Source organism: Streptococcus sp. STR1/CE/0325, assembly GCF_055386095.1.
This window is the reverse complement of the sequence record NZ_AP045018.1, coordinates 274,825-301,460: the sequence shown is the minus strand read 5'-3', so window position 1 is coordinate 301,460 and position 26,636 is coordinate 274,825. Positions and strand designations below refer to the sequence as shown.

Below are 26,636 nucleotides of genomic sequence, written 5' to 3'. Positions count from 1 at the left end.
AGGAGATGCCTATGTATAGTCAACAATTTAGCTGGTTTAGTCCTATTTTAGAGCGAGATATGTCCTTCAACCATTACGGTCAAGCTGGACTTCCTATCCTTGTTTTTCCCTCTTCAGGAGGCAGTCTCAACGAATATGCTGATTTTGGGATGATTGAAGCCTGTCGCAGTTTTATTGAAAATGGACAGGTCCAATTTTTCACCCTATCTAGTATGGACCAAGAAAGTTGGTTGTGCGACTGGAAATCTCCTCACGACCGTGCCCTCGCTCACACCGCTTATGAACACTATGTCATTGATGAAGTGGTTCCTTTTATCAAACACCACACCAATTGGCAAGGTGGTATGATGGCAACAGGGTGCAGCATGGGGGCGTATCATGCGCTCAACTTCTTCCTCCAGCATCCCGATGTCTTTACCAAGGTTATCGCCCTTAGTGGGGTCTATGATGCTAGGTTCTTTGTCGGTGATTACGCGGGTGATCCCATCATTTATCAAAACTCTCCTAGTGACTACATCTGGAATCAAAACGACCCTTGGTTTATCGACCGCTACCGCAAAGCCGATATCGTGGTCTGCACAGGATTAGGACCTTGGGAACACGACGGTTTGCCTTCTTTTTACAACTTGAAAGAGGCTTTCACAGACAAACAAATTCCAGCTTGGTTTGATATCTGGGGTGAGGACGTAGCACATGACTGGCCTTGGTGGCAAAAACAAATGCCTTACTTCCTCCAACACTTACTGGGATGAAAGGAGCATTTCCCATGAATTATCTTGTTATTTCCCCTTATTACCCACAAAATTTTCAACGCTTTTCCATCGAACTCAGTAAACAAGGGATCACTGTTCTTGGGATCGGTCAGGAACCTTATGAACAGCTCGATCAGCCTTTAAAAGAGGCTCTGACCGAATACTTTAGAGTGGATGACTTGGAAAATCTGGATGAGGTCAAACGTGCGGTCGCCTTTCTCTTTTATAAGCATGGGCCGATTGATCGCATCGAATCCCACAACGAATACTGGCTGGAAAACGACGCAAAGCTCCGTGAACAATTCAACGTTTTTGGTCCTAAACCAAGTGACTTAGAAAAAACCAAGTTCAAATCGCAGATGAAAGACTACTTTATCCAAGCAGGTGTTCCTGTTGTTCCAGGGCAAGTGGTCAATAAAAAAGCCGACATTAACCTAGCTGTCGCAAAGCTTGGACTTCCTCTCATCGCAAAACCCGATAATGGCGTGGGAGCCAGTGCAACCTATGCCCTAAAAGACAAGGACGATGTGGCTAACTTTAAGGCCAACTGGGATGAGGGGAACCCTTACTTCTTTGAACAGTTTGTATCTTCTAAAGAAGTCTGCACCTTTGATGGTTTGATCGATCAAGAAGGAAAAGTGGTCTTTTCTACCTCTTTGCAATACGCAGAGCCACCAATGGAAACCTTGACCAGCGGTTCAGACTTCTCCTACTACATTTTTAAAGAACTCCCACCTAAGCTAAAAGCTTACGGAGAAGCTATTATCAAGGCTTTTGGGATGAAAGAACGTTTCTTTCACATTGAGTTTTTCAAAGAAGGAGACGATTATATCGCTATTGAGTACAATAACCGTCCAGGAGGCGCTTTTGCCCTTGATGTGTATAACTTTGCCCACTCCATTGATCTCTTTAAAGAATATGCGGCACTTGTCTCAGGAAAGGGCTTTACCCCTTCACCTTACCCTTCCCAGTACGCTCTTGCCATGACCAGAAGAGATCGCCACCACTACCGTTATAGTGAGGCAGAGCTTCTTGAACGCTACCGGGACAATCTCAAAGCAGCCCTTCGTATGCCTGAAGCCTTTGCGGCTTTGCAGGGAGATAGTTTTTATATCCTAAATGCTGATGACGAAGCCACTATTTTAAACATGCGAGCGGAATTTGAAGAAAAAGCGGACTAAAAGACAATCGCTAGTTACAAAGACTAGCGATTTTTTCTCTACCAAAAACACCTTCTTTTGCTAGGCATAGAAGGTGTTCCTTACATTTATTTTTTATGAGTATTTAGCACAAAATAGCTGAGAACAAAAGCGGCAACCATGATAAAACCAGTGATATAAAATGGTGTCACCGCAACATCCAGACCATGCTTTTCCAGTAACTTGGTGAGAAGAACTGGAGTGAGGGCTGCACCGATATTGCCCCCTGTCAAAACAAGGCTGATCACAAAGTTGTTTTGATCTTTGCTAAAGTGTTTGGCTACATAATAGAAATTGTAAGACATGGTGCCGACAAAGCTCATTCCGATAAGGATAGCTCCTAGGATAAAGAGGGGCCAGTTGACCGGAAGGGTAAAGATGAGATTGCCAAGCGCCATACTAGCTAGGAAGACCAAGAGCGTCTTATCACCCAAGCGTTTGAGCAAAGGACCAAAGGCAAAACCAATCACAATACCACTCACCGCTAGGAGAGTCAAGAGGCTGCTAGACGAGCTGGTCGCAAGACCATAACGAGTGACAAGTAGGGTCGGAATCTTGACCGTTGCTCCGATATAGCTCACCCCGACAAAGAACGTGAGCACAAGCAAGTAGAGCACGCGCCAGTTAAAGACTACAGACTCCTTCATCCGAGGTTTTTCTTTGGTGCTTTCAGGCACATTGAAGTAAAAAGCCAAAAGAACCGGAAGCCCCAAGAGGTAAACCAAGAAGATATACTTGACATCAAACAAGAGGGCATAGCCACAAAGGAAGGTAGTCAGAGCTTTTCCGATATTGAGAAAGGCAGTCCGCATCCCAATCATGCTATTACGCTCTTCTCCCTCGTAAAAATCACTGACAAGACTGACCGACAAAGGATTGTAAAGCCCAATTCCAGCACCAAGCAAAAGTCTAGAAATCATCACCAAACGAAAATTTTGGGTGAATAAAGGCAAGGCACCAAAAACAGTAATCAAGAGCAAGCCTAACAGAACAGTCTTTTTCTTTCCGATTAGGCCGACGACAATGTTGCTCACCAAGACCACAATGGTAATCATGATGGTAGGTGCTGTCACCAAGCTCTCCACCGAAGCAAGGCCAATCTTAGGATTAGCACCGTGATAAAGGGCATAGAGCTTTGGAATAGCAGGAGCGATCGCTAAATGCGACATGAGAAAGATGGAAATGGACAGCAAAGACCATTTCAACAAGCGGTTTTGTTTCATGAGTATCTCCTTAACAATTTTAATCAAAAACCAGTTTCTATTATATAGCACCAAAGAGCATTTGACAATTATCTTTTCTGAAAACTTCTTTCAAAATAAAACCAGCCCACCTTGAGGCGAGCTGGTTTATCTGATTAAGCACTTAATTCAGTGATGATTTGGCGAAGTTGTTCTTTGGTGTGAACACCTGCCACTTGTTTAACCACTTCTCCGTTCTTTTTAAAGAGGAGGGTTGGGATAGACATGATGCCAAATTTGATGGCGGTTTCTTGGTTTTGATCGACATCTAGTTTGACGATTTTGAGTTCATCTTCACTGTATTCTTCTGCTAATTGATCAAGGATAGGGGCTTGCATAAGACATGGGCCGCACCAAGTTGCCCAAAAGTCAACGAGGACAAGTCCTTCTTTGGTTTCTTCTTCGAATGTTGCATCTGTCACTGCTTTTACCATGAGAGATTCTCCTTTATATTATGATGACTTTATTGTACCGCAAACAAGGTGGTTTGCAAAATATTTGCTACGCTTTCTCTATGAGGCTTGCCACTTGATTTAGCCACTTGGCTCTGGTTTCTGGTTTTGAGCCTTTGACCATGTGAAAGCTCTTCCAATTGACTTGTTTGATGCCGACTTTTTTAAAAGTGCCTCTGACCAAGGCCTTTTGAATGGCATTGCCAAAGTAAGTGGCATAAAGCCATCGTTGCGTATTCATGGTGGTGATGATGGTGACTTTAAGACTTGGTTTTAGCAAGCTCTTCATCCCAAAACCATCGCTCTTGTAGTCGTAAAAACTACCTGGAAAGACCACCTTATCGATAAAGCCCTTCATAAGAGCTGGCATCAGTTCCCACCAGATGGGAAAAATCAAGACCAAGTGATCCGCATCTTGTACCCTCTTGGTGTAGTCACGCGCCTGATCGTCCACTTGTGTGTGCTTGACAAAGCCCAGCAAGTCCTCCTTGGTCATAACGGGGTTGAAGCCATCCCTGTCTAGGTCAATGACATCAACTGCCTGTCCACTCGCCTTGGCACTGCTTCTGGCTGTTTCTAAATAGCATGGCAAAAACTGCCTTCATAGGGATGGTTATAAACGATTACGGTTTTCATTGTTTTTCCTCATTTCTTACTAGATTGAGGATCATTATACGCTTTTCTGGGACGCTTCTCATTAACATGTGTTAAGAAAGTGTCATTTTTTTTAACGCTGCCTAATTCGGCTAAAGGACACGGGTGTCATACCTAGATAAGAAGCTAGATAATGATGCGGAATCGCCTCCAACCAAGTGGGATGCTCTCTTAAAAGCGCTTGGTAGCGTTCTTCTGGGGTTTCGCTAATGCGTGACAAAAAGAGTTTGGTGTATTCGCCAAAACGGCTAAACAGAAAGTCTAGGAGGATTTTTTGATAAGTAGGCTCTCTTTTTTACAGCTCCTCCAACTGGTGTCTCTTGATGATCAGCACCCTTGCTTTTGTGATGGTCTCAATACTATACTCACTCGCTTGCTGGGTATAGTAGCCCTCAGAGGAAGACACGGATTGATGGGGACCAAAAAACTGAACCGTGATATCCTTACCTTCTCGATTGTGCCAGAGCCTCAAGTAACCAGATAAAATCCAGTAAATGGCATCTGGAACTTCGCCTTGCAAGAGCAGCACCTCCTTTTTCCCAAAAGTCTTTTCGCTGAATAAGTGTCTATGGTGCTGAATTAAAGCCTGCATTTCATGCATTCTAGTTTCTCCTAAAAATCAGGCGACTTCGCCTGATTTTGTTTATTTAAAAGTAACAATAGTGGCGCCGCTTCCTCCTGCATTTTGCGGGGCATAGGCAAAACTTTTAACATGGCGGTTACGTCTGAGATACTTGGTCACACCCTCTCGGATGACCCCTGTTCCGATTCCGTGGATGATGTCCACCTGCGCCATGTTGTTGAGCAGGGCTTGGTCGATAAAGCTATCCAGCTCTGCCATTGCTTCTTCGTAGCGCTTGCCTCTTAGATCTAGTCTTGCTCTAGGTCCTTGGCTGCGGTTGACTTTCTTAGTGACTGGGGCTGATTTTTTGGGCGCTGCTTGAGAAGAGGTAGCGCTTCTTGTAACATTGAACTCATCGGCTGACAGGGTCATCTTGATGAGGCCGACTTGGGCTTCAAAGCGACCGTCCTTCAACTGCTTGGTCAAAGTGCCACGCTGACCATAACTAAGCACTTCGATGTCATCTCCCACCTTAGGGGCTTTGGCTTTTTTAGCTTTTTTGAGGACCTTATTCTTGGACAAATCCACAGCAGGGGCTAGTTTTTCAAGGCTCTTCTTAGCCTCTATGACTTGGTGGGGCTTGAGGCTGGCCTTGTCATGCAGATCTTTTAAGATGGCATCGCTCTCTTCCAAGGCCAAATCCACAACGCTTCTGGCTTCTTCTCTTGCCTTGTCCAATTCTTTTTCCTTAGCATGAGAAAATTCATTATAAAGTTTTTTGACCGCACGGTTGAACTTGAGATTTTCCTGCTCCACTTCCTTGATGTGGTCTAGTCGTCGTCTGCTTTCTAAGGTCTGGCTTTCCAGTTGGGCAATGATGCTATTGACATCCCCATCTTGGTCGGTCAGGTTTTCCGCCTCTTGGACGATGAAGTCCGCCAAGCCCAAGCGTCTTGCGATTTCAAAGGCGTTGGAACGCCCCGGTACCCCTTGCATGAACTGATAGGTCGGGCGCAAGGTCTCCATATCAAAGGCCATGCTGGCATTTTCCATAAAGGGACGCTCAATCGCATAGGCTTTGAGTTCGGGATAGTGGGTGGTCGCCATGGTCTTAATCTGACTCAAACGCAGGTGTTCTAGGATACTGATGGCAAGACTAGCCCCCTCTTGGGGGTCTGTCCCAGCCCCTAGCTCGTCAAAGAGGACGAGGCTCTCTTGATCGGCTTCCTCTAAAATCCGCACGATGTGGGTCATGTGACTCGAAAAAGTCGATAAACTCTGCTCAATGGACTGCTCGTCGCCAATATCTGCAAAAATCTCAGTGAAAATCCCCACTTGACTGCCCTCATCAGCTAGAATAGGCAGACCAGACTGTGCCATAAGCTGGGTTAAACCAAGGGTCTTGAGCATGATGGTCTTTCCCCCTGTATTTGGCCCCGTGATAAGAATACTGGTCAGGTCACTGCCAAAGTGCAAATCATTGGCAACGGGATGCTCAAGCAAAGGATGGCGCACACTCAATAACCGAATACTTTTATCCTCAGACAGTTGAGGCAGACTAGCCTTTTTATCAAGTAAATAAAGTGTTTTAGCCCGCACCAAGTCCAAGTGACCAATCAACCAAGCGTTCTGCCGCAACTCAGCTGTATAAGGACGCAAATGCTCAGACAGTGCCTGCAAGATTTGGGCGATTTCATAACGTTCTTCCGCCTGCAATTGGCTAAGGGTTTCATTGAGCTCCACCAAACTGCGCGGTTCGATATAGATGGTCTGCCCTGAGCTTGACACATCATGGACCACCCCTTTGATACGGTTGCGGTAGCTATGCTTGACTGGCAAGACACTTCTGCCATTGCGGCTGGCAATGAGGCTCTCTACTAAATAGTCGCTCTCTTTTTTGAGAATGTCCTGCAAGACCTGGCGGATGTTCTTTTCATGCTCTCTCATCTGCCGTCTGATCTTGAGCAGCTCTGGACTAGCAAAGTCTTCCAGAAAACCAGCATCATTGACCGCTTGAAAAGCCCCTTGCAGCTCTGGGAGGACAGCGATTTGTTCAAACAGACGCTCTAAATCTGGCACGGTGACATTCTCTAGCTGTTCATAAAAGGCAGAGATTTCTTTTGAGAGCTGCAAGAGACGTTTCAGCAAAAGCAACTCCTCAAGACTCAGTTGGGCTGCTACTTCCAAACGTTTTAGAGGTTCATCCACTGGGTCTAGCTGGCCAATCCCAAAGCCACCTGATTCGATAAAAATGTCCTGCATCTGGGCGATTTCAGCAAAAGCTCGTAAGATTTTATCTGGAGATGTCATCGGAAAAAGATCGTCCAGCGCTTCTTTTCCAATCCCTGTTTGTAAATAGGGACGAAAGTGTTCTTTAACCTTAGCAAATTCTAAGGTTTCCATAATTTTGTTGTTCATGTCCTATATTATAGCAAGCAATCTAAAAAAATCAAGGAAAGACTTTCCTTGATTCTGAATGCTGATGCCCATGACCTCATGACATCAAATGATTGATGTCTTTAGTCATCTTGAGTAAAACAAATAGTGTTGTGACAAAGATGACACCAAGTACCAAGGTCGCTGGTGATAAACCGTAGGAACTCGCGATACCTACAATGATGAGAGATAAGCCACTTGGTAGCATGTTCATCACAAAGGTTAAAGAAGATTCAATAGAACCGATATAACCCTCTGGGATATTCCGAAAAAGAACGGATTGTAAAACAGGATTCAGGACACCTAAACATAAGGTATTCCCCAATGTTCCAATCAATACCAAAAAAAATTGATACTCTAAAAATCCCATGACGATCAAACCCACTGTCAGTTGACTGAGGATCAACAAGTGGGGGAGTTTTAAAAACTTGGTCACAAAGGTGGTCAAGAGGTTGCCAAAAATCATGCCAAGCAAGATGACAACGGATAAGATACCGATACAGTAGCCAATCTCTAACCCTAAAAATGATCTTTTCAATAAAAGTAGGGTCGCTAAAGGGGTCAAAACAGCGACAACCGTTTGTCCAAATGCCAATATCACATATAGTTTGGTCAGCGTTTGAAAGCCTATTAAAATGTTAAAGGCATCTTTCAAATGAGACAAATAAGCAGTGACAGTAAGCCTGCCCTGTTGTGGAAGTTCTTTCTCATAGACATGTAAGGAAGAGCGCATGTGGAAGAAAACAAAAAAAGCAAGGAGAAAAGTGAAAGCGTTGAGAAAAGCAAACCACTTCAAACTCATGAGACCAAGAGCTAGACCACCTAATAAATTGCCTACAATATGTACAACTGCACTCACTGCCTGATTGAAGACCATCGCTTCTGCCATCTCGTCTTTGACCATTTTCAGATAAAGAGGCGTTAACATAGATCCAGCAAAACGTCCCAAGGTATCTGACAAAAAATTAATCAAACAAATTCCGATGACTACGGTTAAGGAAAATGGGAAACCAGATAATAAAAGTGTCACGATCCCATAAATCAAACCTTTGATCAAGGTGATCAGCAAATACTTTTTGGTCCGACGACTTTGAAAATCAGCTAAATTTCCTAAAAAGATACCCAAAATTTGGGGAAGTGTTTCAGATAAGGTGATGAAAAAATAGCTCTGGCAGCGAACCCATATTTGGAAACCGCATTAATCAAGGCCAGATAAAACACGACATCCCCTAAGTTAGAGAGACTTTGAGCGGTTAATAACTGTCTAAAATCCCGATTTTTCAAAAAGACATGCATCGCAAAATCCTCCTAGCCTTTTCTCATATTCACCTCAAATACGAACGGAGATCCTAAAATACACCAGTAAATGCCTTCCTTGATTAATGACTCATCCACAAGGCCTTAATCCAGCTTGAGATGGGGAAAAAATAATCAATGAGAAAACGCAGCAAAGGGCTTCCCACTAACCGAGACTGCACCGCCTCAAGCGGGACGGTCGCTAAAATCGTAGCCAAAAGACTAAGATTGACACTCGTGACAAAGACCGCCAAAAAGCCAGACGCGATCTGATAAGGGCGCTCGCTAAAGCGTTCACTAGATAGAGGGGGAACAAAAAAGGTTAGAGCTTGAAAAAGACGCAAGGCCACCTGATAAATGCCCCAAAAGGCAACTCCCGAGTAAAAGACATGGCTCAGACTAAACAAATCCACCGACTGGAAAAAATAGACCTTAGCATCTTGACTAGGACTGGCATAAGGCACCCAAAGGGTCAAAATCTCTGCAAGCGGTTTATAAAAGAAACTCGCCACCACTAAAGAGACCACACTCATAAGCGCATAGTAGCCTTGTAGCAGGATGCCACGCCGATAGCCCAAGTAAAAACTCCACAACCAAATGACAAGGATAACCAGACTAATCAGCATGAGACGGCTCCTCTAGCGTGTTTTTAGCCTTGTCTTTTTTTTCCTTTGATGGGGCTTGTGTTCCTTCTTTTTCATTCTCTTTTGAAGACGCAGCCACATCACGGTCCAACCGCTCAGGGACGATGCCCTTTTTAGCTAGTGCCTTTTCACGGCTGAGCTGAGTGGACAGCGAATTGATGGCAAGCGAAATCGCCAAGGTCTCATCGTCTGCATTAGGCATAAAAGCCTTTAAATCGTCATACTTTTCCTTTGCCAAACGTTCGACTTCCTCCATAAAGAGATTGTCATGGTGGGTGGTGAGAATGAGTTTTCTCTCACCAAATTGAAATTTATATCGATTATTATTCATCTTAATTCTTACCTCACTTCCTTTCATTATATCATATTCTCCAAGAAATTTAGATCACAGACAAGATGGTGGATGGATTTTCTTGGTTTTTTTGCTATAATAAAGGGTATGAGTACCATTGTCATGAAAAAAGGAGAAGGAAAGACCCAAGCTATCGAACACAAGCTTGCCCCTTACCAGATTCCTTCCAAGCATTCTTATGTCACCTTTGCTGCTAAATATATGGGCGTCATGGTGCAGGTTTATAGCAGCGGTAAGATTGTCTTTCAGGGCAATCAAGCTGAAAAGCTGGCCAAACAGTTTGGCTACCAGCCAACAACCAGCCTAAAGACCTCTGCTGGTCAAGACCTCCCTCTCATTGGAACCGACGAGGTGGGAAACGGCTCTTACTTTGGTGGTGTTGCGGTTGTGGCGAGTTTTGTCACACCAGCTGACCACGCTAGGCTCAGGCAGCTAGGTATTGCGGATTCCAAGGTTTTAACCGATCAGAAAATCCTACATCTAGCTCCTCTTTTAAGAGAGCAAATCCCTCACAAGGCGCTTCTTCTTGCACCTAAGAAATACAACAGTCTTGTGGGGCCAGACAAGGACTACAATGCCGTCTCTGTCAAGGTGGCGCTCCACAACCAAGCCATCCATCTGCTCCAAGAGGACGGCTATCAGGCGCAAAAGATTGTCATCGATGCTTTTACAAGCGAGCGCAACTACCTCTCTTACCTTAAAAATGAGCGCTATCCCGTTAGGGAAAACCTGACTCTCGAAGAAAAAGCCGAAGGCAAGTATCTAGCCGTTGCTGTGAGTTCTATTATCGCACGCGCCCTCTTTTTGGAAAATCTCCATCAGCTAGGGAAACAAATCGGCTATGAGCTTCCTAGTGGAGCAGGGCAGCTTTCTGATAGGGTCGCTAGTCAAATCCTCAAAAAATGGGGCATGGAAGGATTAGAGCAGGTCGCTAAACTTCACTTTGCCAACACCAAAAAAGCCGTAAAACTAGCGAAACACTAAGATTTTAGAAAGGATACATTTATGTCATCGTTTAAAGCATTTTTTAAAGAATGGGGCGCCTTCATTATCGTCATGGCAGCCATCCTCCTATCTCGTCTCTTTGTCTGGTCAAATGTATCGGTGGACGGTCACTCTATGGATCCGACCCTTCAAAATGGCGAGGGGCTCTTTATCGTCAAGGTGGCTCCTATTAACCGCTTTGACATCGTGGTCGCAAAAGAGGGAGAAAAACTCATCGTCAAGCGGGTCATCGGTATGCCAGGAGATACCATCTCTTATGACAATGATGTCCTCTTCATCAACGGTAAAGAAACGAATGAGCCTTATCTCAAAGACTATATCCAAAAATTCCAAGATGATAAGCTCCAAAGCACCTACGCCTACAACTCTTTCTTCCAAAAATTAGCCGATCAGTCTTCCGCCTTTACCACGGATAAAAACGGCGAAGCCAAATTCACTATCCAAGTGCCAAAAGGCGAGTATCTCTTGCTCGGAGATGACCGTATCGTCTCAAAAGACAGCAGGGCTGTTGGCTCCTTTAAAAAGGCAGACATCGTTGGGGAAGCGAAATTTCGTTTCTGGCCATTTTCTCGCCTAGGCAACCCCAACCCATAAGATCACATCACACTACCTAGAGTCTTGGGGCTTCTCCCAGACTCTTCTTTCATATCAACAAGGAAAATCATTATGACTGTTTATTTTTCTGGGACGGTTGAACGCGTCATTTTTGAAAACCCTAGTAATTTTTTTAAGATTATTTTGCTGGATATTGAGGACACCGATAGCGACTACGATGAGGTAGGCATCATCATCACAGGGGCGATGGCAGACATCATCGAGGGAGAAGATTATACCTTTTGGGGAGAGTTAACCACCCATCCCAAATACGGAGAGCAACTCCAAGTCAGCCGCTATGAACGTAGCAAACCGACATTTTCTGGCTTGGTGCGCTATTTTTCCAGCGATCAGTTTAAGGGCATTGGGAAAAAAACAGCTGAAAAAATCATCGCCCTCTACGATAGTGAACACACCATTGACCAAATCCTCGCCCACCCAGAACGCCTCATGGAGATTTCTGGCTTGTCTAAGGTCAATCGGGAACAATTTCTCGCCAAGCTCAAGCTCAACTACGGCACCGAGCAAATCCTCTCCAAACTCGCCGAATACGGTATCAGCCAGCGGGCTGCTTTATCTATCTTTGACACCTACAAGGAACAGAGCTTGGATATCGTCACCGAAAATCCCTATCGCTTGGTCGAGGATATCCGTCATATCGGCTTTAAAACAGCCGATCAACTCGCCGAGCAGCTCGGTATCGCCCACGATGCACCAGAGCGCTTTCGAGCAGGGTTGGTCCATGCTCTTCGAGAAGCCTGCTTTGAAACAGGGGACACCTACTTAGAAGCCAAGGAACTGCTCGAAGCAAGCATTATCTTGCTTGAAAATAGCCGTCCCATGGAGCTTGACCCTGTCATGGTCGCAGATAGCCTGACCCAGCTCATCTCAGATGGTAGCATTCATGCTATTGGGACCAAGATCTTTGAGGCTAGCCTCAATGCCGCTGAAAATGGTATCCATAAGCATATCCAGCGTCTCCTAAAAGAGAAAACCAATCTCCCCAAAACCAAGGACAAACTGGACCAATTGATAGCAGAGGTCGAAAGCGAACTCCAGCTCAGCTATGATACTATCCAAAAAGAAGCCATCAAAACTGCCCTAACAAGCAAGGTGTTTCTCCTCACAGGAGGACCTGGGACAGGGAAAACCACTGTCATCAACGGCATTCTCAAAACTTACGCCAAGCTACATCACCTAGACCTCAAGAAAAAAGATTTGCCTATCCTTCTAGCAGCGCCGACTGGTCGGGCAGCAAGGCGAATGAACGAATTGACCCAGCTAGAGAGCGCCACTCTCCACAGGCACTTGGGCTTATCCACAGATCATGCCGACCATCACAGCCTAGCGGATTATCTAGATGCTGATCTCATCATTGTCGATGAATTTTCTATGGTCGATACTTGGTTAGCCAATCAGCTCTTTTCAGCCATATCCTCAACCACTCAAGTCATCATCGTCGGCGATAGCGACCAGTTGCCTTCGGTCGGTCCAGGTCAGGTCCTAGCTGACCTCCTTGCCCTGCCATTTTTACCGCAACAGCGTTTAACCAAAATCTTTCGCCAATCAGAAGACTCCACCATCGTGACCTTAGCCAGTAGCTTACAGACTGGAAGGCTGCCAGAGGACTTCACCCAGAAAAAGGCAGACCGCTCTTACTTTGAAGCCAGCGCTGAGTATATCCCGCAGATGATCGAAACCATCGTCCAAGCTGCCCTAAGAAATGGCATCAAGGAACAGGACATCCAAATCCTCGCTCCCATGTATAAGGGAATGGCTGGCATCATCAAGCTCAACCAAGTCCTCCAAGACCTGCTCAATCCCCAAAAAGACCAGCTTAGCTTTGCCTTTAACGACCTAGCCTTCCGAGAAGGGGACAAGGTACTCCACTTGGTCAATGACGCTGAAAACAATGTCTTTAACGGAGATATGGGCTTTATCACCGAGCTGATTCCAGCCAAATACAGCGACAGCAAACAAGACGAACTGCGTCTTGATTTTGATGGAGCAGAGCTACTCTACCCTCGAAATGAATGGCAGAAACTGACCCTTGCCTATGCCATGAGTATCCACAAATCCCAAGGGAGTGAATTTCCCGTGGTCATCCTCGCCATGACCAGGCAACACCTACGCATGCTACGTAGAAACCTACTCTACACCGCCATCACACGCGCTAAAAGTAAACTGGTTATGCTAGGAGACTACGCCGCCTTTGACTATGCAGTCAAACATCTAGGGACAGAGCGTCGTACCTACCTCAAAGAACGCTTCTTAGAAGAGGACGAAACACCTGCTTTACCAGAAAGTTCTCCACAAGCTGTGGAAAACCTTTTGGAACAAAAAAACGATACCCCTCCTCTCTACCGCCTAACCAAGGACAACTGGAAACAGATTGACCCGATGATTGGTCTTAGCCAAGCAGATTTAAAAAACTTTTTCAATCTCTAGGCAAGCGTTTTCTTTTGTGTTATAATAAAGATACATCATATTAAAGGAGGCTACGCTCATGTCTTTTGAAAAACTCAGCCGTTCCTTAAGGGGCTGGAATATCTTTATCGCCGTTCTAGGGGTTATTAACCTCATTTCGGCTATCTACTCACTCGCCATTGGTTTTTACCTAAAAAGTCAAGATAGCCTACCTGGTATGAGTCCTGAACAACTCGAACAACTCAAAATACTCTTTTCACCTCTCTCCCAATTTACCCTCGTGATTTCTCTCATTATTGAGGTGATTATTACCTTCTACGCCTTTCAGACACTTTCACATATCAAAAAAAGAGAAAGTGTCAGCTATTTTGGCTACTACACAGCTTTTGCTGGCGTGGTGATTAGTCTGGTATTTAGTTTGATGGCAGGAACAGGGCTTAATATCATCAACATCATCATGATTGCCATTTCACTGGCTATCTATGGCTATACTTACAAAAAAGCTACCCTTTACAACAATGAGTTGGACAAGAAAACCAATATCATTATCGAAGGATAATCCGTTCATAAACAAACAAGTCTGAGCTAGCAAGCCCAGACTTGTTTTATAAATCCAAGGTAATAATCCTGTGATAATCATCTAGTCCTGTCACCGTGACACCCACTAGCCTCACTCCGTCTAGTCTTTCAGGAAGAGCATCAAACATGGCGTGGGCGTGACGTTCTAAGACAACCTCATCAAAGGTCAATTCTCCCAAAGTCTGACGCTTGGTCAGGGTGGTAAAATCAGCATAGCGAATCTTGAGTACCACCGTTCTTGCCTTTTTATGCTGCCAGACAAGTTGCCTTGCCACCCGTTTGGCATTTTTAGAAATCTCTGCCTTGATGTCCTCCTCCTTGTAGAGGAGATTGGCATAAGTGCGCTCACTACCGATAGACTTGCGAATCCGATTGGGTTTAACCGGTGAATCCGAAATGCCCCTTGCCTTGCGGTAAAGATCATAACCAAAGCGCCCAAAGCGGTCAATCAGCGTCATCTCTGGCACCTCTTGTAAGTCTTTTCCCGTATAAAGTCCCATCTCGTGCAGACGCTCCACTGATTTTTTCCCTACTCCGTGAAACTTTTCAATAGGCAGAGTCGCCAAAAACTCCTCTGCCTCATGGGGTAAAATCACAGTTAGTCCCCTAGGTTTTTGATGATCACTAGCGAGCTTAGCTAGAAACTTATTATAAGACACCCCAGCTGAGCAGGTCAGGTGCAACTCCTGCCAAATATCATACTGGATGAGTTTGGCAATTTTGATGGCAGAGGTGCTGCCAATTTTATTGTCCGTCACATCCAAGTAGGCCTCATCGATACTCATCGGCTCGACCAAATCGGTATAACGCTTAAAAATCTCTCTAATTTGTAGACCGACCTCACGGTATTTGTCATGATTGCCTGAGATAAAAACGGCATCCGGACAGCGCTCATAGGCTTCCTTGGAACTCATGGCGGAGTGGACACCATATTTTCTAGCCTCATAGTTGCAGGTAGAAACCACCCCACGTCCCCCACTCAGTTTTGGATTGGCACCGATGATGACTGGCTTTCCCACCAAGCTAGGGTCATCTCTTTCTTCGACCGCAGCAAAAAAAGCGTCCATATCAATATGGATGATTTTCCTCGATAAATCTTGATGCAAGGGAAAAATCAGCATAGACACCTCCTTTTTACTATTATAACTTTTTTCTTTGACACCTGCATTAAAAAGACATTGACACAAAAACAGCCCCCTTCTTAGGAGCTGCCAATGCTGATAAAAGCTAGCGACGAATAGAAGAACTCATCCGATAATAGGTATGACGTTTTCCTCTAATCGCGATAGAGAGTGCTAATAGGTTTTCAGGATCGGGCATTCTGCCATAGCTGCCATCACCTAGGTGCTGGATATGAGCCCCTAGGCGCTTGCTAGAGAGTGCAAACTGACGAATCGTGTCCGTATCACTACTTTCTTGGCTAGTCCCAATAGCGCTTAGGACAATCGCCTGTTGTTCCCTTACCTTTTCGACAATGGGATAAAGCTCCTCTTCGCGGATACCAGGAACCGTTCCCACCGCAGGAATCAAAATACCGTCTGCTCCTTCATCCAAGTAAGACAGAATCGTATCTTTTGAAAGAACCTTTTCATCAACACCTGCTCCGTGCATCTTCCCTGCAAAAACAAGTCCTGAGAAGTAGCTTTTAGCTAGTTGGATGGCTGCTTGGATACTCCTTGTTGTTACCCCTGTTGCAGGATTTCCAGTCAGCACGATAAAATCGACTCCTTGGGCTTCTGCTTCCTGAAAGGTAGCAATAGAAGCCATTCGTCCAGCAGGAAGTGTGATTAACTCCTCTAAAGCTTTAACCTCTTCATCGATCGGCTCTAAATTAATCCCGATAGGACGACCTGTTAAGCGCTTGAGTTCGCTAATAGGCTCTTTCTCTTTAAAATCTCTGATAAAGCGGGTAAACACATCATATTCATTAAGCAAAAGGAGGTCTGCCCCAAAACTTGCCATCACTTCTGCATTGGTCACGCCTTCCAAAAGAGGTGCCGCTGTGACAACGGTTTCTCCCATCACCACACGCCCCTCGCTAGCTAGAATCGCCTGTTTCAAGTCCGCTCCACTCATCTTTTCTATCTCACTAGCTGTTGCACTCATTAATCGTTTGACCATATTGAACGCTCCTTTCTTTATCCATCTTAGTTTAACACGTGCAACCGGTTTTGCGTCAAGCCATTTTCCTCAATAAAAAAAGAGGTCCATAGCCCCTTTTTTCTCTCTTGAATTACCCCCAAAAAGCATCTTCTTGTGCTTGATTTGATGAGAAAAGCCACACTTCTACAATTTTACCGTCTTTCATTCGGAAGAGATCAATCCCATTCATATCAAGCTCTGTTCCATCTGGTTTGGTTCCTTGGAAAGTCACATTTGCTGCTACCAAATCACCATTTTCAGACACCCAATTGGTCAAAACCCTAAACGTTCCGTTCGTTTTTTCACCAAAGGTTGCTAGATGTTGACCTAGGGCTGCTTTTCCCACGACTTGACCTGAAGTTGAGTGATTTCCTGGTTGGTGCCAGATAATATCATCTGCCATCACTCCAAAAACAGCATCAAAATCTCCATCAATAAGACCTTGGTTATATTGGTTAAAAATTGCTAAATTTGACATATTTGTGTCCTCCATGTTTTGATGTTTCTAGTATAGCAAGATAAGTTCTCTTCTACAAGTAGGTATTTTTTCTTTCCTTAGTATCTTTTTATTACCTATTATGATAAAATAAGAGAAAATATTTTTTAAAATCCGAGGAAACATCATGTCAAAGATTAGCCAGTACGGTATTTGCCCCTTTGCTACCACCCAAAAAGTCTTAACGGGAAAATGGGCTCTCGTCATCATCTACCAGCTCAGCACAGGTACGAAACGCTTCAACCAACTGCAACGCCATATTCCAGGTATTTCTCAGGCAGTCCTCACCAAACACCTCAGACAACTAGAAAAAGACCAGCTGGTCAAGCGAACTGTCTATCCAGAAGTCCCACCTAGAGTGGAGTACCAATTGACCGAGATCGGCAAAAGTTTTCAAAAGGTGCTTGATGCCGTTGAAACTTGGGGCTTAAACTATTTGGACCATATCAAAAGCGAGTAACCTTAAAAAGACTACTCGTTTTTTCTTATTCTATTAACGGACAACGCTTGAAGCGGTCTTATTAGCTGATTTTGCCTTGAGGGAGTCACGAATCATCGTAGCACCTGTGTAAATCACCACACCAACCACTAACCATTTGAGCATGGTTACATCAAGATTGGTTAAAAAGAAGACCGCAGTCAAAACACCAATCGCTCCACCAATCACCATTCCTGCAAATCCTGTCCAATTCACGCGACCATCTCTTACAAAAGAGATACTAGACGTTGTCATGACCGTCGCGGCATTTAGCATCATGATAGGCATGGCAATGGTCGGGCTAAGACCCAATAGGGAGAAGAAAATCAACTCTGGTGCAAAATTTCCAAGACCGATGGTCATCAAGGCCCCACAAAGGAAATTAAAGGCAGCTCCAACCCATAGCCAAATACCCGTTAGACCCGTGGCACTATTGACAATGTCACCACCTGGGTTAGTCAACATGCGAAAGACCATGATTCCTGCTGCAATAATCAAAAGCGTTCCTAAGATTTTTTGAACCGTTGGCGTATGCCAATTTTTGGTGATGCGTGTCCCGAAAAAGGCTCCAAAACCTGAGGCAACCACCATCACAAAAAGGGTCGTCAAATCCACCTGTACCACTGATAAAAAGCATAAAGACTGGATAAGCCCCGAAATATTATGAACCGTGTTCATAGTGCCTGGAATCTTGCTATCATCGTCCACCAATTTTGTCGTTTTAAAAAAGGTTGTCGTCGTTGCAAAAGATCCAATTCCTAAGGTATCAAGCATATCTGTGATCACACCAATCCAAAGACCAGTGAAAAATCGCTCAAACATATTAATCTTATGCTTACGGGTGTAAAGAATAAAAAAAGTTGCCACTGCGATAATGGTTACCACAAGAGCCAACTGTATCAAGTGAAGTATCATCATATTATCCATGCTACCTAGTTTACACAAAAAAAGACTATTTGTAAATACAAGACTGTATATAAATCGCTATTCTTTATCATTTCCTAACATAAAGATGCTAAAAACACCACTAAATCAAGTCTTTTAGTTCTTGTGATAACGATGAACATAAGATTTTTAGACTTTTTATGAAACATCCAACCAGTCGTTTTTGAGGGTTTCTTTCCCCAAAAAGCAAACAGTTGCCATTTTGAGTGTTTTCCCTTAAAATGGAGATGAAGAAAGAAGGCTAACATGTTCAAAGATAAATCGTATGTATTGCACTATCCTATTTTACGCATCGACAACCGTGACGAAAATATTGCTTTTTACACCAAACAGCTCGGGCTTCAGGTTCTCCACGAAGAAAATGCTCTGGTCTTTTTAGGGCATAAAAAAAACCAAACCCCCATTTTAGTGCTGGAAGAATCTCCCGAATCAAGACCCGTTGTGGGCGAGAAAAAGTTAGAGCGCCTCATCCTAAAAGCCCTTGACAAAGAAGGCTTACAGCAATTAATGACAGAGATCAAACCTGAAAAGACCTTCAAGGGAGAAAAAGGCTACGGCTTTGAAGTGGTCTCACCCGAGGGACTTTTGGTCTTACTTCATGCAGAAGACGACTGGAGAACGCTTGTTCCTTCTCCTTTTACTCCAGAAGAAACTGGCGATGTCTTTAATCCTTTTCCCATCAAGGTGGATGGTCTTGTCCTTAATAGCCCAAACCCAAAAGACAGCCAGTCTTTCTACCAAGACTTGGATCTCCCCCTTTTCTTCCAAGAAAAGCAAGGACCTGATCTTTTGAGTTACCCTAGTGATACCTTGGACTTAGAAATCTTGACCCTAAAAGCAAAGCCAGACACACCACTAGCTTTGCTGCGTGAGCAGTATGAGAAAAAGGGGTATGCGACCTTTTTAGATAAAAAAGAAAAACTCCTCGTCATCTCTGACCCTCAAGGAATCGAAGTATGGTTAGAAAAATGACAAAGATCCTAGACACCATCACCAGCCAATTAGAACACAAACTCTATCCCGGCGCCAGTCTATCCCTCTATCAAAATGGTGCATGGCAGCGCTACTATTTTGGTACCCAAGACGGGACAAAGCCTACCCAAGCCGACCTACTCTATGATCTGGCTAGCGTGTCTAAAGTGGTCGGCACAGGCACACTCCTCATCTGGCTCATCCAAAAAGGCACTCTAGCGCTTGACCAACCTCTCTCCTACTACCTGCCTGATGTTAGGGAAAAGAGCGTCACCATAAGAGAGCTCCTCACCCACACCAGCTCACTAGACCCTTATATCCCCAATCGCGATCAGCTTGGTCAAGACAAGCTCAGAAAAGCCATGCTACACTTAAAAAAGAAAGAGGAGAACAAGGCTTTTCACTATACCGATGTCAACTTCATCCTCTTGGGCTTTCTTATTGAACACCTCTACCAAAAACCACTTGGAGAGGTCTATCAAGACGAAATTTTCAGACCTTGGCAAATGACAAAGACCCAGTTTGGTCCGGTTAAGAAGGCTGTTCCTACCGTCAAGCATCAGCCCAGTGGCATCGTCCATGACCCTAAGGCCCGCGTCCTTCTTGAGCATACCGGAAGTGCTGGACTTTTCTCTAATCTTAGTGACCTAGAAATTTTCCTCGACCATTATTTACAAGATGATTTTGCTGAAAGTCTTTATCAGGACTATTCTAACAACCAGTCTAGTCGTTCCTTGGCTTGGGATTTGCAGGGCGACTGGCTCTTGCATACCGGCTATACGGGCACCTTTATCATGGTCAACCGTAAAGACCAGACTGCGGCTATCTTTTTAACCAACCGCACCTATGATAAGGACGACCGTGCCCAATGGATTATTGATCGCAATGAATTGATTGAGGTGATCAAGACAACACTCGCTGAAAAGGACTAATATGGCTTATTTGATTAGCATTCGTGGCAATTCAGGATCTGGCAAGACCTCATTACCATCATCGAGGGATTCTATGAGACAGCTATCTATGGCGGTATGCTAGCGGAGTTACGAGAATTGTTTGCCCCAGATTTGAGCGCCTACTACTATGATTTACCTTTTGAAGAAACGCTCAAACGCCATCAGACACGGGACAAACGCTTTGACTTTTCTCCAGCAGACATGAAACGTTGGTGGATAGACAAAGACTACCTCAACTGGCCAGAAGAAAGCCTTTTGACCCCAGACCTGTCCTTGGTCGACCACTTGACTCGCATTTGCCAAAAAGTCGAAAAACATCACTAGACGATTATCTAATGATGTTTCTTTGACTACCTTATCCGCATCAGTCATTTCAACAAAAGCAAGATGCTTTCTTATTTTTTAGAAAAGTTCTTGCTTTTTTCTTCTTTTACCGTCATACTATTGTATAGATACAATATCGGGAGGATGAAAAAGATGACAAGCCTACTAGAACTCCATCAATTAAGCAAACGCTACGGTCACCAAGCAGCAGTCGATCAGGTTTCTTTTGCCATTCAAAAAGGGGAAATCTGCGGTCTCGTGGGTGAAAACGGTGCTGGTAAGACCACCTTGTTGCGCCTATTGACAGGGCTGATCTTGCCAAGTCAGGGCAGTATCACTAGAGAAGCGTCCATTCGGATGGGAGCTTTGATTGAATCTCCAGCCCTTTATCCCAATCTTTCTGCCAAGGAACACTTGGTTCAGTTGGCCTTGCAACTCGGACTAACAGACGTAGATGAGCGAATTAACCAAGTCTTAGACATCGTTGGTTTAGGCGATGTCGATCTCAAGAAAAAAGCCAAAAATTATTCTCTTGGCATGAGACAGCGCTTAGCCATAGCGCTTGCTATTTTGGATGAGCCGGATTTTCTCATCCTTGACGAACCCATCAATGGACTAGATCCTGCTGGAATCAGAGACATCAGGCGAATCATTCATACCCTACGCGATGAGCACGGCATGACCATTTTCCTCTCTAGCCATATCCTCTCAGAGCTAGAACAAGTCGTAGATCGCTATATCATCATGCACAAGGGACGTATCTTGGAAGAATTTGACAAAGAAGGCTTGCACAAACTCCTCGATGAGCGCTATCTCCTTCAGACCAAGGAACTGCACCAAACAGCGAAACTCTTACAAGAACACGGCTACACCTATCAAGAAGAAGGCGATTATTTGAGTCTTTCGATTTCACTTGATACCACCAAGCTCCTTTCTCTCTTACTCGAGCATCATATTCAGCTAGAGCAACTCAAAAAACACCAAATCTCGTTTGAGGACTACTACCTCGAACTCATCAAACAAGGAGGTCACCCCCATGAACTACCTTAAAGCAGAAACCTACCGCATCATCAAGGAAAAGCGGCTCCTCTTACCACTTTCTATCCTCATCTTGATTCCTCTTTTAATGACCTTGTTACTCGGTCAGATGGATCATGCTAGTCCTGATGAAATCAGTGTCGTCAACTTTTGTACCCAGTACATTTGCCTTTTCTTTCCATCTGTGAGTGGACTTTTCTGGGGAGATGACTTCTCCTATCGCACCATCAACCAGCTAGTCATCAAAGAAAAGTCTCGTACACATATCTTTCTCGCTAAGACGCTCGCTTCACTTCTTTTAGGTCTGTTTTATGTCTTGCTCTCCTATCTCTGGATCAGCCTTTTATTCATCCTATCTGGGGACAAACTGCAGTTGCTCCCTGTTCTACAAATCTTTGTGACTCAAATCCCCCTTTATGCCTGTTTGATGCTGCTTAGCAATCTCTTTTTCATCTGGCTCAAACGCACCAGACAAGCCAGCAGCTTCTTTCTCTTTCTCGCACTCTTCTTTGATCAACTCTTTTTCCTTTTAGCCTCTAATCTTCTTCATCTGCAATTACCCCAAGGGCTCTTGATGTTCCGTGCTTTACAAGAACCTAGTCTTGAAGCGCATGATTTTCTTCCACAGATTGGCTTTGCCCTTGTCTTTGGTCTCGTTTACGCTGGACTGTCCCTATATGGTTTTAAGAAAAAAGAATTGAAATAAGCAAAAAAGCTGTCACACGGACAGCTTTTTCTTATAGATACAAGTATTTAAACAAAACAACTGCTAAAATACCAGCTAGAATTGGAGCAACCACTGGTACCCAAGCATACCACCATTTCGAATCAGACTTAGCTTCACCAAGCATGCTCTTTGGTAAGAAATGATGAAGGAGACGTGGACCAAGGTCACGCGCTGGATTGAGCGCTGGACCTGTCGCCCCACCGATACAAGCCACAAGAGCCATCACCAAGAAACCAATGCCAAGGTGGGCCACTGCCAAACTGCCTGTGGTAAAAGGAGCAACTTGTGTTTCAGCTACTGTCTTATCATAGCCAGAGTCAATCAAGCGACCAACCAGTTCAGAACCAAAGAAGTTCTTCGTCAAAGCAAGCGCTCCAAAAAAGAGGACAAATGAGCCGATAAACTCATTGATAAAACCGTTCCAAGTCGCTGGCTTACGGCTTTCTAGGCTACCGTTGTCAAGGGCGCTGATGGTTGAAAACGACCCTAAAATGGCATTGCTGTTCTCTGTCTTTTGGAAATAAGGCTGATAAGCCACCACCACCAAGAACTGACCAAAAATAGCTCCCAAAACTTGGGCAATGATATAAGGGGCAACATGTGCCCATGGAAAGAGACCAGCTACCGCAAGACCAAGCGTGAAGGCAGGATTGATGTGGTTTCCAGATACATTTCCAAACATCAGAGCTGGCATCATAACGGCAAGACCATAGCCAATCGCAATCAAAATCCAGCCACTACCACGTCCTTTGGTACCTTTAAGGTCCACATTGGCAACTGTTCCATTTCCGATGATGATCAAAAAGGCTGTTGCAATAAATTCTGTGATGTACTTGAGTGTCCAAGTCACGTCCATTTTATTTGTCTCCTTTATAGTGATTTTTTAGACATTTAATATTCTATCAAGTATAATAGAGAATGTAAAGAACAACTCAAAAATGAAAACACTTACTTAGGAGATTATGATGAAATATAATCAATATAGTTACATTCCGACTGCCAAACCTCAAATATTAGACGAACTGAATCAACTTGGTTTTCCCATTGAGCCTATGTCTGACAAACGCTTTTTGCGTGCTTTTATCGAAAAAGCTCATCCCCAACAAGAAGATAAAGACAGAGTGCTCCTTGACCTTTTAGCTACCGAAAACACAGATGCTCTAACTTTTTTTCAGTCAGACCAAGCCTTGACACGCGAGATTGTTCTCACCTTAGCTCTCCAACTCCTTGATTTCATCCCTTATGTTGACTTTAAACCAAGTGAGCTGGATGACTTTCTTAAAAAGATTGCCTTTCCCATCACTTATAAGGGCAATACCCAAGCCATGTCCTTGATGCTTCATTACAAGGAGCAACACATGCTGGAGTTTCTCTATCAGCTGCTAGCGACTCGGACTAAAAATGGCATGCTGCTCATTGACAAGTTGGTTTCCCAAGGACTTCTTCCTGTTTCCAATCGGCATCATTATTTTAACGGCAAGAGTCTTGCCACCTTTGATACCAAGGATGTCATCCGTGAGGTGGTTTATGTCGAAACCCCCGTTGATACCGACAAGGACGGTGAAAGAGATTTGGTCAAGGTTCAGATCCTTCGTCCTCATACGGTTTTCCCTCTGCCAGCTATCCTAACGGCAAGCCCCTATCACGCAGGCGTTAATGACTTAGCTAGCGATCAGCACCTCCACAAAATGGAAGCGACTCTGGCTGTCAAAGAACCCCACACCATCGCTCCTAAAGAGGCTGGTAAACTCTTGCTACCACCTCAAAACAAGCCCAACCTTCCCGTTTCAAACGCAACAGAAACCTTCACCTTTACCTCGACCTACCGCCTCAATGACTATCTTCTGGCGCGCGGTTTTGCCTCTCTTTACGTTTCTGGGATTGGTACCGCAGGGTCAACGGGCTTGATGACTAGCGGCGATAAAGCCCATATCGAAGGCTACAAGGCAGTAATTGACTGGTTAAATGGGCGTGCCATCGCTTATACCAGCCACAAAAAAGACAAGCAGGTCGTAGCCAGCTGGGCAAGTGGCTTAGTGGCAACGACTGGTATCTCTTATCTTGGCACCATGTCCACTGCCCTTGCCACGACTGGCGTAGATGGACTAAAGGTCATCATTGCAGAAGCAGGCATCTCTTCTTGGTATGATTATTACCGAGAAAACGGACTGGTTTGTAGCCCTGGTGGCTATCCGGGTGAAGATCTTGACTCCTTGGCTGCCTTTACTTACTCTAGAGATTTGGTCGGAGGCGACTATCTCAAAAACCACGACAAACACCAAGCCTTTCTAGGTGAGATGACCAAACAAATTGACCGAACAAGTGGGGATTACAACGATTTTTGGCATGAGAGAAATTACCGCAAAAATGCCTCGCATATCAAGGCAGATGTGGTTTATGTGCATGGTCTGCAAGACTGGAACGTTAAACCTAGCCATGTTTACCGTATCTTCAAAGCCCTTCCTAAAACCATTCAAAAGCACCTCTTTCTCCATCAAGGCGATCATGTCTATATCAACAACTGGCAGTCCCTTGATTTTAAAGAAAGCATGAATGCCCTTTTGAGCCAAAAATTGCTGAACATTAAAAGTGACTTTCACCTGCCAAATGTCATCTGGCAAGCCAACCACCAAGAAGAAACCTGGGAAAGCCTCGATGATTTTGGTGGTCGAAAACCCTTGATTTTCCCACTTGATCTGTCAAAATCAGACAGTGTCTTTAAAAATGCTTACCCTAAAGAACAGTTCAAGCGTTACAGCAAGGACTTTAAGGCCTTTAAACAAAACCTCTTTGAAGGAAAACTAAAAGAAAACAGCCTTTTGATTGATCTACCTATCCTAGAAGAAATGAAAATCAATGGTCCTATCTCGCTTACCCTCAAGGTGAGAGCCAGCCACAACAAGGGATTATTGTCTTGTCAAATCTTAGACCAAGGTCAGAAAAAACAGCACCTTTCTCTCCCACGAATCATTGAACCTCGTATCATTGATAATGGGCGCAACTTTGCCATCGAAGACCTCAAGGAACTCCCCTTTAAAGAAGTGCCACAACGGGTCCTTACCAAAGGTTTTCTCAACCTCCAAAACCGAGAGGGTCTCCTCAGTATTTCTCAGGTTGAGCCTGATGAGTGGATGACACTCAGCTTTGAGTTGCAACCAACCGTCTATCAGCTGCAAAAGGGCGATACCCTACGCGTGCTTCTCTACACCACTGACTTTGAACACACCATCCGTGATAACACAGACTATGCCCTCGCGATTGACCTCAGTCAGTCTTATCTCCAAGTCCCTGTTGACTAACAAACATCCCCTATACGCTTGTATAGGGGATTTGCATCTCTTTCTAGAGCTTTTGACCACTCACATAAACAGCGATCGCCTCACTCATATACTGGGCTGTGCCTTGACCTGCTACTTGGTCAATATTCTGGGTAAATCTCGGATCGCTGACATACAGTTGACCGATGCCTGCAAATGCTTCTAAAGAACAGGGAAAAGCCTGTTGAACGATCTCTTGATACAGACGCTCAACTTCTGCTTGAACTAGACTATCTTGAACTGCAAGATTTTTCTTGGCGTACTTTCCTAATGTTTTAAACCTCTCTTCTAATGCGGTGAAAAAAGCTGGAGCGATTGCTACCTTTTCTCCCACCTCATCGACCACAGAAGAGCCGTATCGCTCCTTGGCTTCTGCTTGATAAGAGGCAAATGCTTCTTGGCTAAAACCTACAAATTTTTCTTGGGCACTCATCTGTTCTCCTCCTTGGTCATCTCTAATGGTTTTGTCTATGGTTTGAATCAAGGTTTCAATCCGTTCTCTTTCTGCTTCTAGTAAGGCTTTTTGCTGGAGCAAGCGCTCTAGACATGTCCTTGAACCTTCCTGTAACAAGGTCTTGATTTCCTTTAAGGAAAAACCCAAAACCTTATAAAAAAGAATAGCCTGCAAGGTGTCTAGATCCGCCTCACTATATAGGCGATAGTGATTTTCAGCCTTTCTAGGCACCAAAAGACCAATGCGGTCATAATGATGCAACGTCTTGACACTAACGCCAGCTAATTTGGCGACTTCTCTAATCTGATAAAACATCTTTCCTCCTTTTTTCATTTGATGAGCTCATCTGCTTTTAGTTTACACCCTGACCTTGGGGCAGAGTCAAGGGATAAGCCAACATTTTTTGAAAGAATAGTAAGCATGATGTGATATATTTAACCTCGGCAAAAAGGCGAGCGCTTCTCATCTCTTCCCAAACGTGGTATAATAGAGAGCGGACAAAAAGAAAGGACAAAAGAACAATGATGAACATGCAAGACTTGTTCCACGATTTTTTAAGTCTTGTAATCGTCAGAAATGTTGATTTAAAGCCTTTCT

The 26,636-nt window shown here is 44.4% G+C and carries 28 protein-coding genes; 13 read left to right on the top strand and 15 right to left on the bottom strand.

What is annotated here, in order from left to right:
• Positions 1-11: 11 nt before the first annotated feature.
• Entirely contained in the window at positions 12-752 is a 741-nt protein-coding gene (locus tag ACZ49W_RS01515) for an esterase family protein (protein ID WP_464813586.1), read from the top strand.
• A 14-nt stretch (positions 753-766) separates the two neighbouring features.
• The gene (locus ACZ49W_RS01510) at positions 767-1,933 is read left to right on the top strand and encodes an ATP-grasp domain-containing protein (protein ID WP_464813585.1); all 1,167 of its coding nucleotides are present in this window, start codon (positions 767-769) and stop codon (positions 1,931-1,933) included.
• An 86-nt stretch (positions 1,934-2,019) separates the two neighbouring features.
• Here the strand turns inward: ACZ49W_RS01510 and ACZ49W_RS01505 are convergent, their stop codons facing one another.
• The 9 genes from ACZ49W_RS01505 to ACZ49W_RS01465 form a co-directional block, all read right to left on the bottom strand.
• Entirely contained in the window at positions 2,020-3,174 is a 1,155-nt protein-coding gene (locus tag ACZ49W_RS01505; RefSeq protein WP_464813584.1) for an MFS transporter, read from the bottom strand.
• 134 nt (positions 3,175-3,308) lie between these two features.
• Positions 3,309-3,626 (bottom strand): thioredoxin, encoded by a 318-nt coding sequence (gene trxA, locus ACZ49W_RS01500; protein WP_464813583.1) that lies wholly within the window; start codon positions 3,624-3,626, stop codon positions 3,309-3,311.
• Between the two features lie 67 nt (positions 3,627-3,693).
• The gene (locus ACZ49W_RS01495) at positions 3,694-4,236 is read right to left on the bottom strand and encodes an NAD(P)H-dependent oxidoreductase (RefSeq protein WP_464813582.1); all 543 of its coding nucleotides are present in this window, start codon (positions 4,234-4,236) and stop codon (positions 3,694-3,696) included.
• 135 nt (positions 4,237-4,371) lie between these two features.
• Positions 4,372-4,518, bottom strand: coding sequence for a cyclic nucleotide-binding domain-containing protein (locus ACZ49W_RS01490; RefSeq protein ID WP_464813581.1), 147 nt, complete (start codon positions 4,516-4,518; stop codon positions 4,372-4,374).
• A 75-nt stretch (positions 4,519-4,593) separates the two neighbouring features.
• Positions 4,594-4,899: a Crp/Fnr family transcriptional regulator gene (locus ACZ49W_RS01485; RefSeq protein ID WP_464813580.1), complete on the bottom strand. Its 306-nt coding sequence runs from the start codon at positions 4,897-4,899 to the stop codon at positions 4,594-4,596.
• 42 nt (positions 4,900-4,941) lie between these two features.
• A complete protein-coding gene (locus ACZ49W_RS01480; RefSeq protein ID WP_464813579.1) occupies positions 4,942-7,278 on the bottom strand; it encodes an endonuclease MutS2 in 2,337 nt (778 codons plus the stop codon).
• A gap of 76 nt (positions 7,279-7,354) precedes the next feature.
• Complete coding sequence (locus ACZ49W_RS01475) at positions 7,355-8,326, bottom strand: MFS transporter (protein ID WP_464813578.1); 972 nt, start codon at positions 8,324-8,326, stop codon at positions 7,355-7,357.
• Between the two features lie 349 nt (positions 8,327-8,675).
• Complete coding sequence (locus tag ACZ49W_RS01470) at positions 8,676-9,218, bottom strand: CvpA family protein (RefSeq protein ID WP_464813577.1); 543 nt, start codon at positions 9,216-9,218, stop codon at positions 8,676-8,678.
• Positions 9,208-9,567: a hypothetical protein gene (locus ACZ49W_RS01465; protein WP_464813576.1), complete on the bottom strand. Its 360-nt coding sequence runs from the start codon at positions 9,565-9,567 to the stop codon at positions 9,208-9,210. The genes ACZ49W_RS01470 and ACZ49W_RS01465 overlap by 11 nt, the downstream gene beginning before the upstream one ends.
• Before the next feature lie 108 nt (positions 9,568-9,675).
• Between ACZ49W_RS01465 and rnhC the strand changes: the two genes are divergently transcribed.
• From rnhC to ACZ49W_RS01445, 4 genes are all read left to right on the top strand, one after another.
• On the top strand, positions 9,676-10,572 hold the full coding sequence (gene rnhC / locus ACZ49W_RS01460) for a ribonuclease HIII (RefSeq protein ID WP_464813575.1): 897 nt from the start codon (positions 9,676-9,678) through the stop codon (positions 10,570-10,572).
• A 21-nt stretch (positions 10,573-10,593) separates the two neighbouring features.
• Entirely contained in the window at positions 10,594-11,187 is a 594-nt protein-coding gene (gene lepB / locus ACZ49W_RS01455) for a signal peptidase I (RefSeq protein ID WP_464813574.1), read from the top strand.
• A gap of 72 nt (positions 11,188-11,259) precedes the next feature.
• On the top strand, positions 11,260-13,635 hold the full coding sequence (gene recD2, locus ACZ49W_RS01450; protein WP_464813573.1) for an SF1B family DNA helicase RecD2: 2,376 nt from the start codon (positions 11,260-11,262) through the stop codon (positions 13,633-13,635).
• Between the two features lie 58 nt (positions 13,636-13,693).
• Entirely contained in the window at positions 13,694-14,173 is a 480-nt protein-coding gene (locus ACZ49W_RS01445) for a hypothetical protein (protein WP_464813572.1), read from the top strand.
• Between the two features lie 46 nt (positions 14,174-14,219).
• On the opposite strand, the gene dinB is transcribed toward ACZ49W_RS01445, so the two are convergent.
• From dinB to ACZ49W_RS01430, 3 genes are all read right to left on the bottom strand, one after another.
• On the bottom strand, positions 14,220-15,314 hold the full coding sequence (dinB, locus tag ACZ49W_RS01440; protein WP_464813571.1) for a DNA polymerase IV: 1,095 nt from the start codon (positions 15,312-15,314) through the stop codon (positions 14,220-14,222).
• Positions 15,315-15,420: 106 nt separating this feature from the next.
• The gene (locus tag ACZ49W_RS01435) at positions 15,421-16,314 is read right to left on the bottom strand and encodes a DUF7916 family protein (RefSeq protein ID WP_464813570.1); all 894 of its coding nucleotides are present in this window, start codon (positions 16,312-16,314) and stop codon (positions 15,421-15,423) included.
• Between the two features lie 112 nt (positions 16,315-16,426).
• The gene (locus ACZ49W_RS01430; RefSeq protein WP_464813569.1) at positions 16,427-16,813 is read right to left on the bottom strand and encodes a nuclear transport factor 2 family protein; all 387 of its coding nucleotides are present in this window, start codon (positions 16,811-16,813) and stop codon (positions 16,427-16,429) included.
• A gap of 145 nt (positions 16,814-16,958) precedes the next feature.
• On the opposite strand from ACZ49W_RS01430, the gene ACZ49W_RS01425 reads away from it, so the two are divergent.
• Positions 16,959-17,291, top strand: coding sequence for a winged helix-turn-helix transcriptional regulator (locus tag ACZ49W_RS01425; protein WP_464813568.1), 333 nt, complete (start codon positions 16,959-16,961; stop codon positions 17,289-17,291).
• 33 nt (positions 17,292-17,324) lie between these two features.
• On the opposite strand, the gene ACZ49W_RS01420 is transcribed toward ACZ49W_RS01425, so the two are convergent.
• Positions 17,325-18,236, bottom strand: a complete 912-nt coding sequence (locus ACZ49W_RS01420; protein ID WP_464813567.1) for a sulfite exporter TauE/SafE family protein — start codon at positions 18,234-18,236, stop codon at positions 17,325-17,327.
• Positions 18,237-18,500: 264 nt separating this feature from the next.
• Here ACZ49W_RS01420 and ACZ49W_RS01415 point away from each other — a divergent pair, with 264 nt between their 5' ends.
• From ACZ49W_RS01415 to ACZ49W_RS01395, 5 genes are all read left to right on the top strand, one after another.
• The gene (locus ACZ49W_RS01415; protein WP_464813566.1) at positions 18,501-19,226 is read left to right on the top strand and encodes a CppA N-terminal domain-containing protein; all 726 of its coding nucleotides are present in this window, start codon (positions 18,501-18,503) and stop codon (positions 19,224-19,226) included.
• Positions 19,211-20,158 carry a serine hydrolase domain-containing protein gene (locus tag ACZ49W_RS01410; RefSeq protein ID WP_464813565.1) on the top strand — a complete coding sequence of 316 codons (948 nt, stop codon included), beginning with the start codon at positions 19,211-19,213 and terminating at the stop codon, positions 20,156-20,158. Before ACZ49W_RS01415 ends, ACZ49W_RS01410 begins: the two co-directional genes overlap by 16 nt.
• Positions 20,159-20,254: 96 nt before the next feature.
• Positions 20,255-20,503: a P-loop NTPase family protein gene (locus ACZ49W_RS01405; RefSeq protein WP_464813564.1), complete on the top strand. Its 249-nt coding sequence runs from the start codon at positions 20,255-20,257 to the stop codon at positions 20,501-20,503.
• 144 nt (positions 20,504-20,647) lie between these two features.
• A complete protein-coding gene (locus ACZ49W_RS01400; RefSeq protein WP_464813563.1) occupies positions 20,648-21,553 on the top strand; it encodes an ATP-binding cassette domain-containing protein in 906 nt (301 codons plus the stop codon).
• Positions 21,540-22,247, top strand: a complete 708-nt coding sequence (locus tag ACZ49W_RS01395) for an ABC transporter permease (protein ID WP_464813562.1) — start codon at positions 21,540-21,542, stop codon at positions 22,245-22,247. Before ACZ49W_RS01400 ends, ACZ49W_RS01395 begins: the two co-directional genes overlap by 14 nt.
• A 31-nt stretch (positions 22,248-22,278) precedes the next feature.
• Here the strand turns inward: ACZ49W_RS01395 and gla are convergent, their stop codons facing one another.
• Positions 22,279-23,124, bottom strand: a complete 846-nt coding sequence (gene gla / locus ACZ49W_RS01390) for an aquaglyceroporin Gla (RefSeq protein WP_464813561.1) — start codon at positions 23,122-23,124, stop codon at positions 22,279-22,281.
• Between the two features lie 109 nt (positions 23,125-23,233).
• Here gla and ACZ49W_RS01385 point away from each other — a divergent pair, with 109 nt between their 5' ends.
• A complete protein-coding gene (locus ACZ49W_RS01385; RefSeq protein ID WP_464813560.1) occupies positions 23,234-25,567 on the top strand; it encodes a Xaa-Pro dipeptidyl-peptidase in 2,334 nt (777 codons plus the stop codon).
• Positions 25,568-25,610: 43 nt separating this feature from the next.
• On the opposite strand, the gene ACZ49W_RS01380 is transcribed toward ACZ49W_RS01385, so the two are convergent.
• Positions 25,611-26,354, bottom strand: coding sequence for a MerR family transcriptional regulator (locus tag ACZ49W_RS01380; protein ID WP_464813559.1), 744 nt, complete (start codon positions 26,352-26,354; stop codon positions 25,611-25,613).
• Positions 26,355-26,636 lie beyond the last annotated feature (282 nt).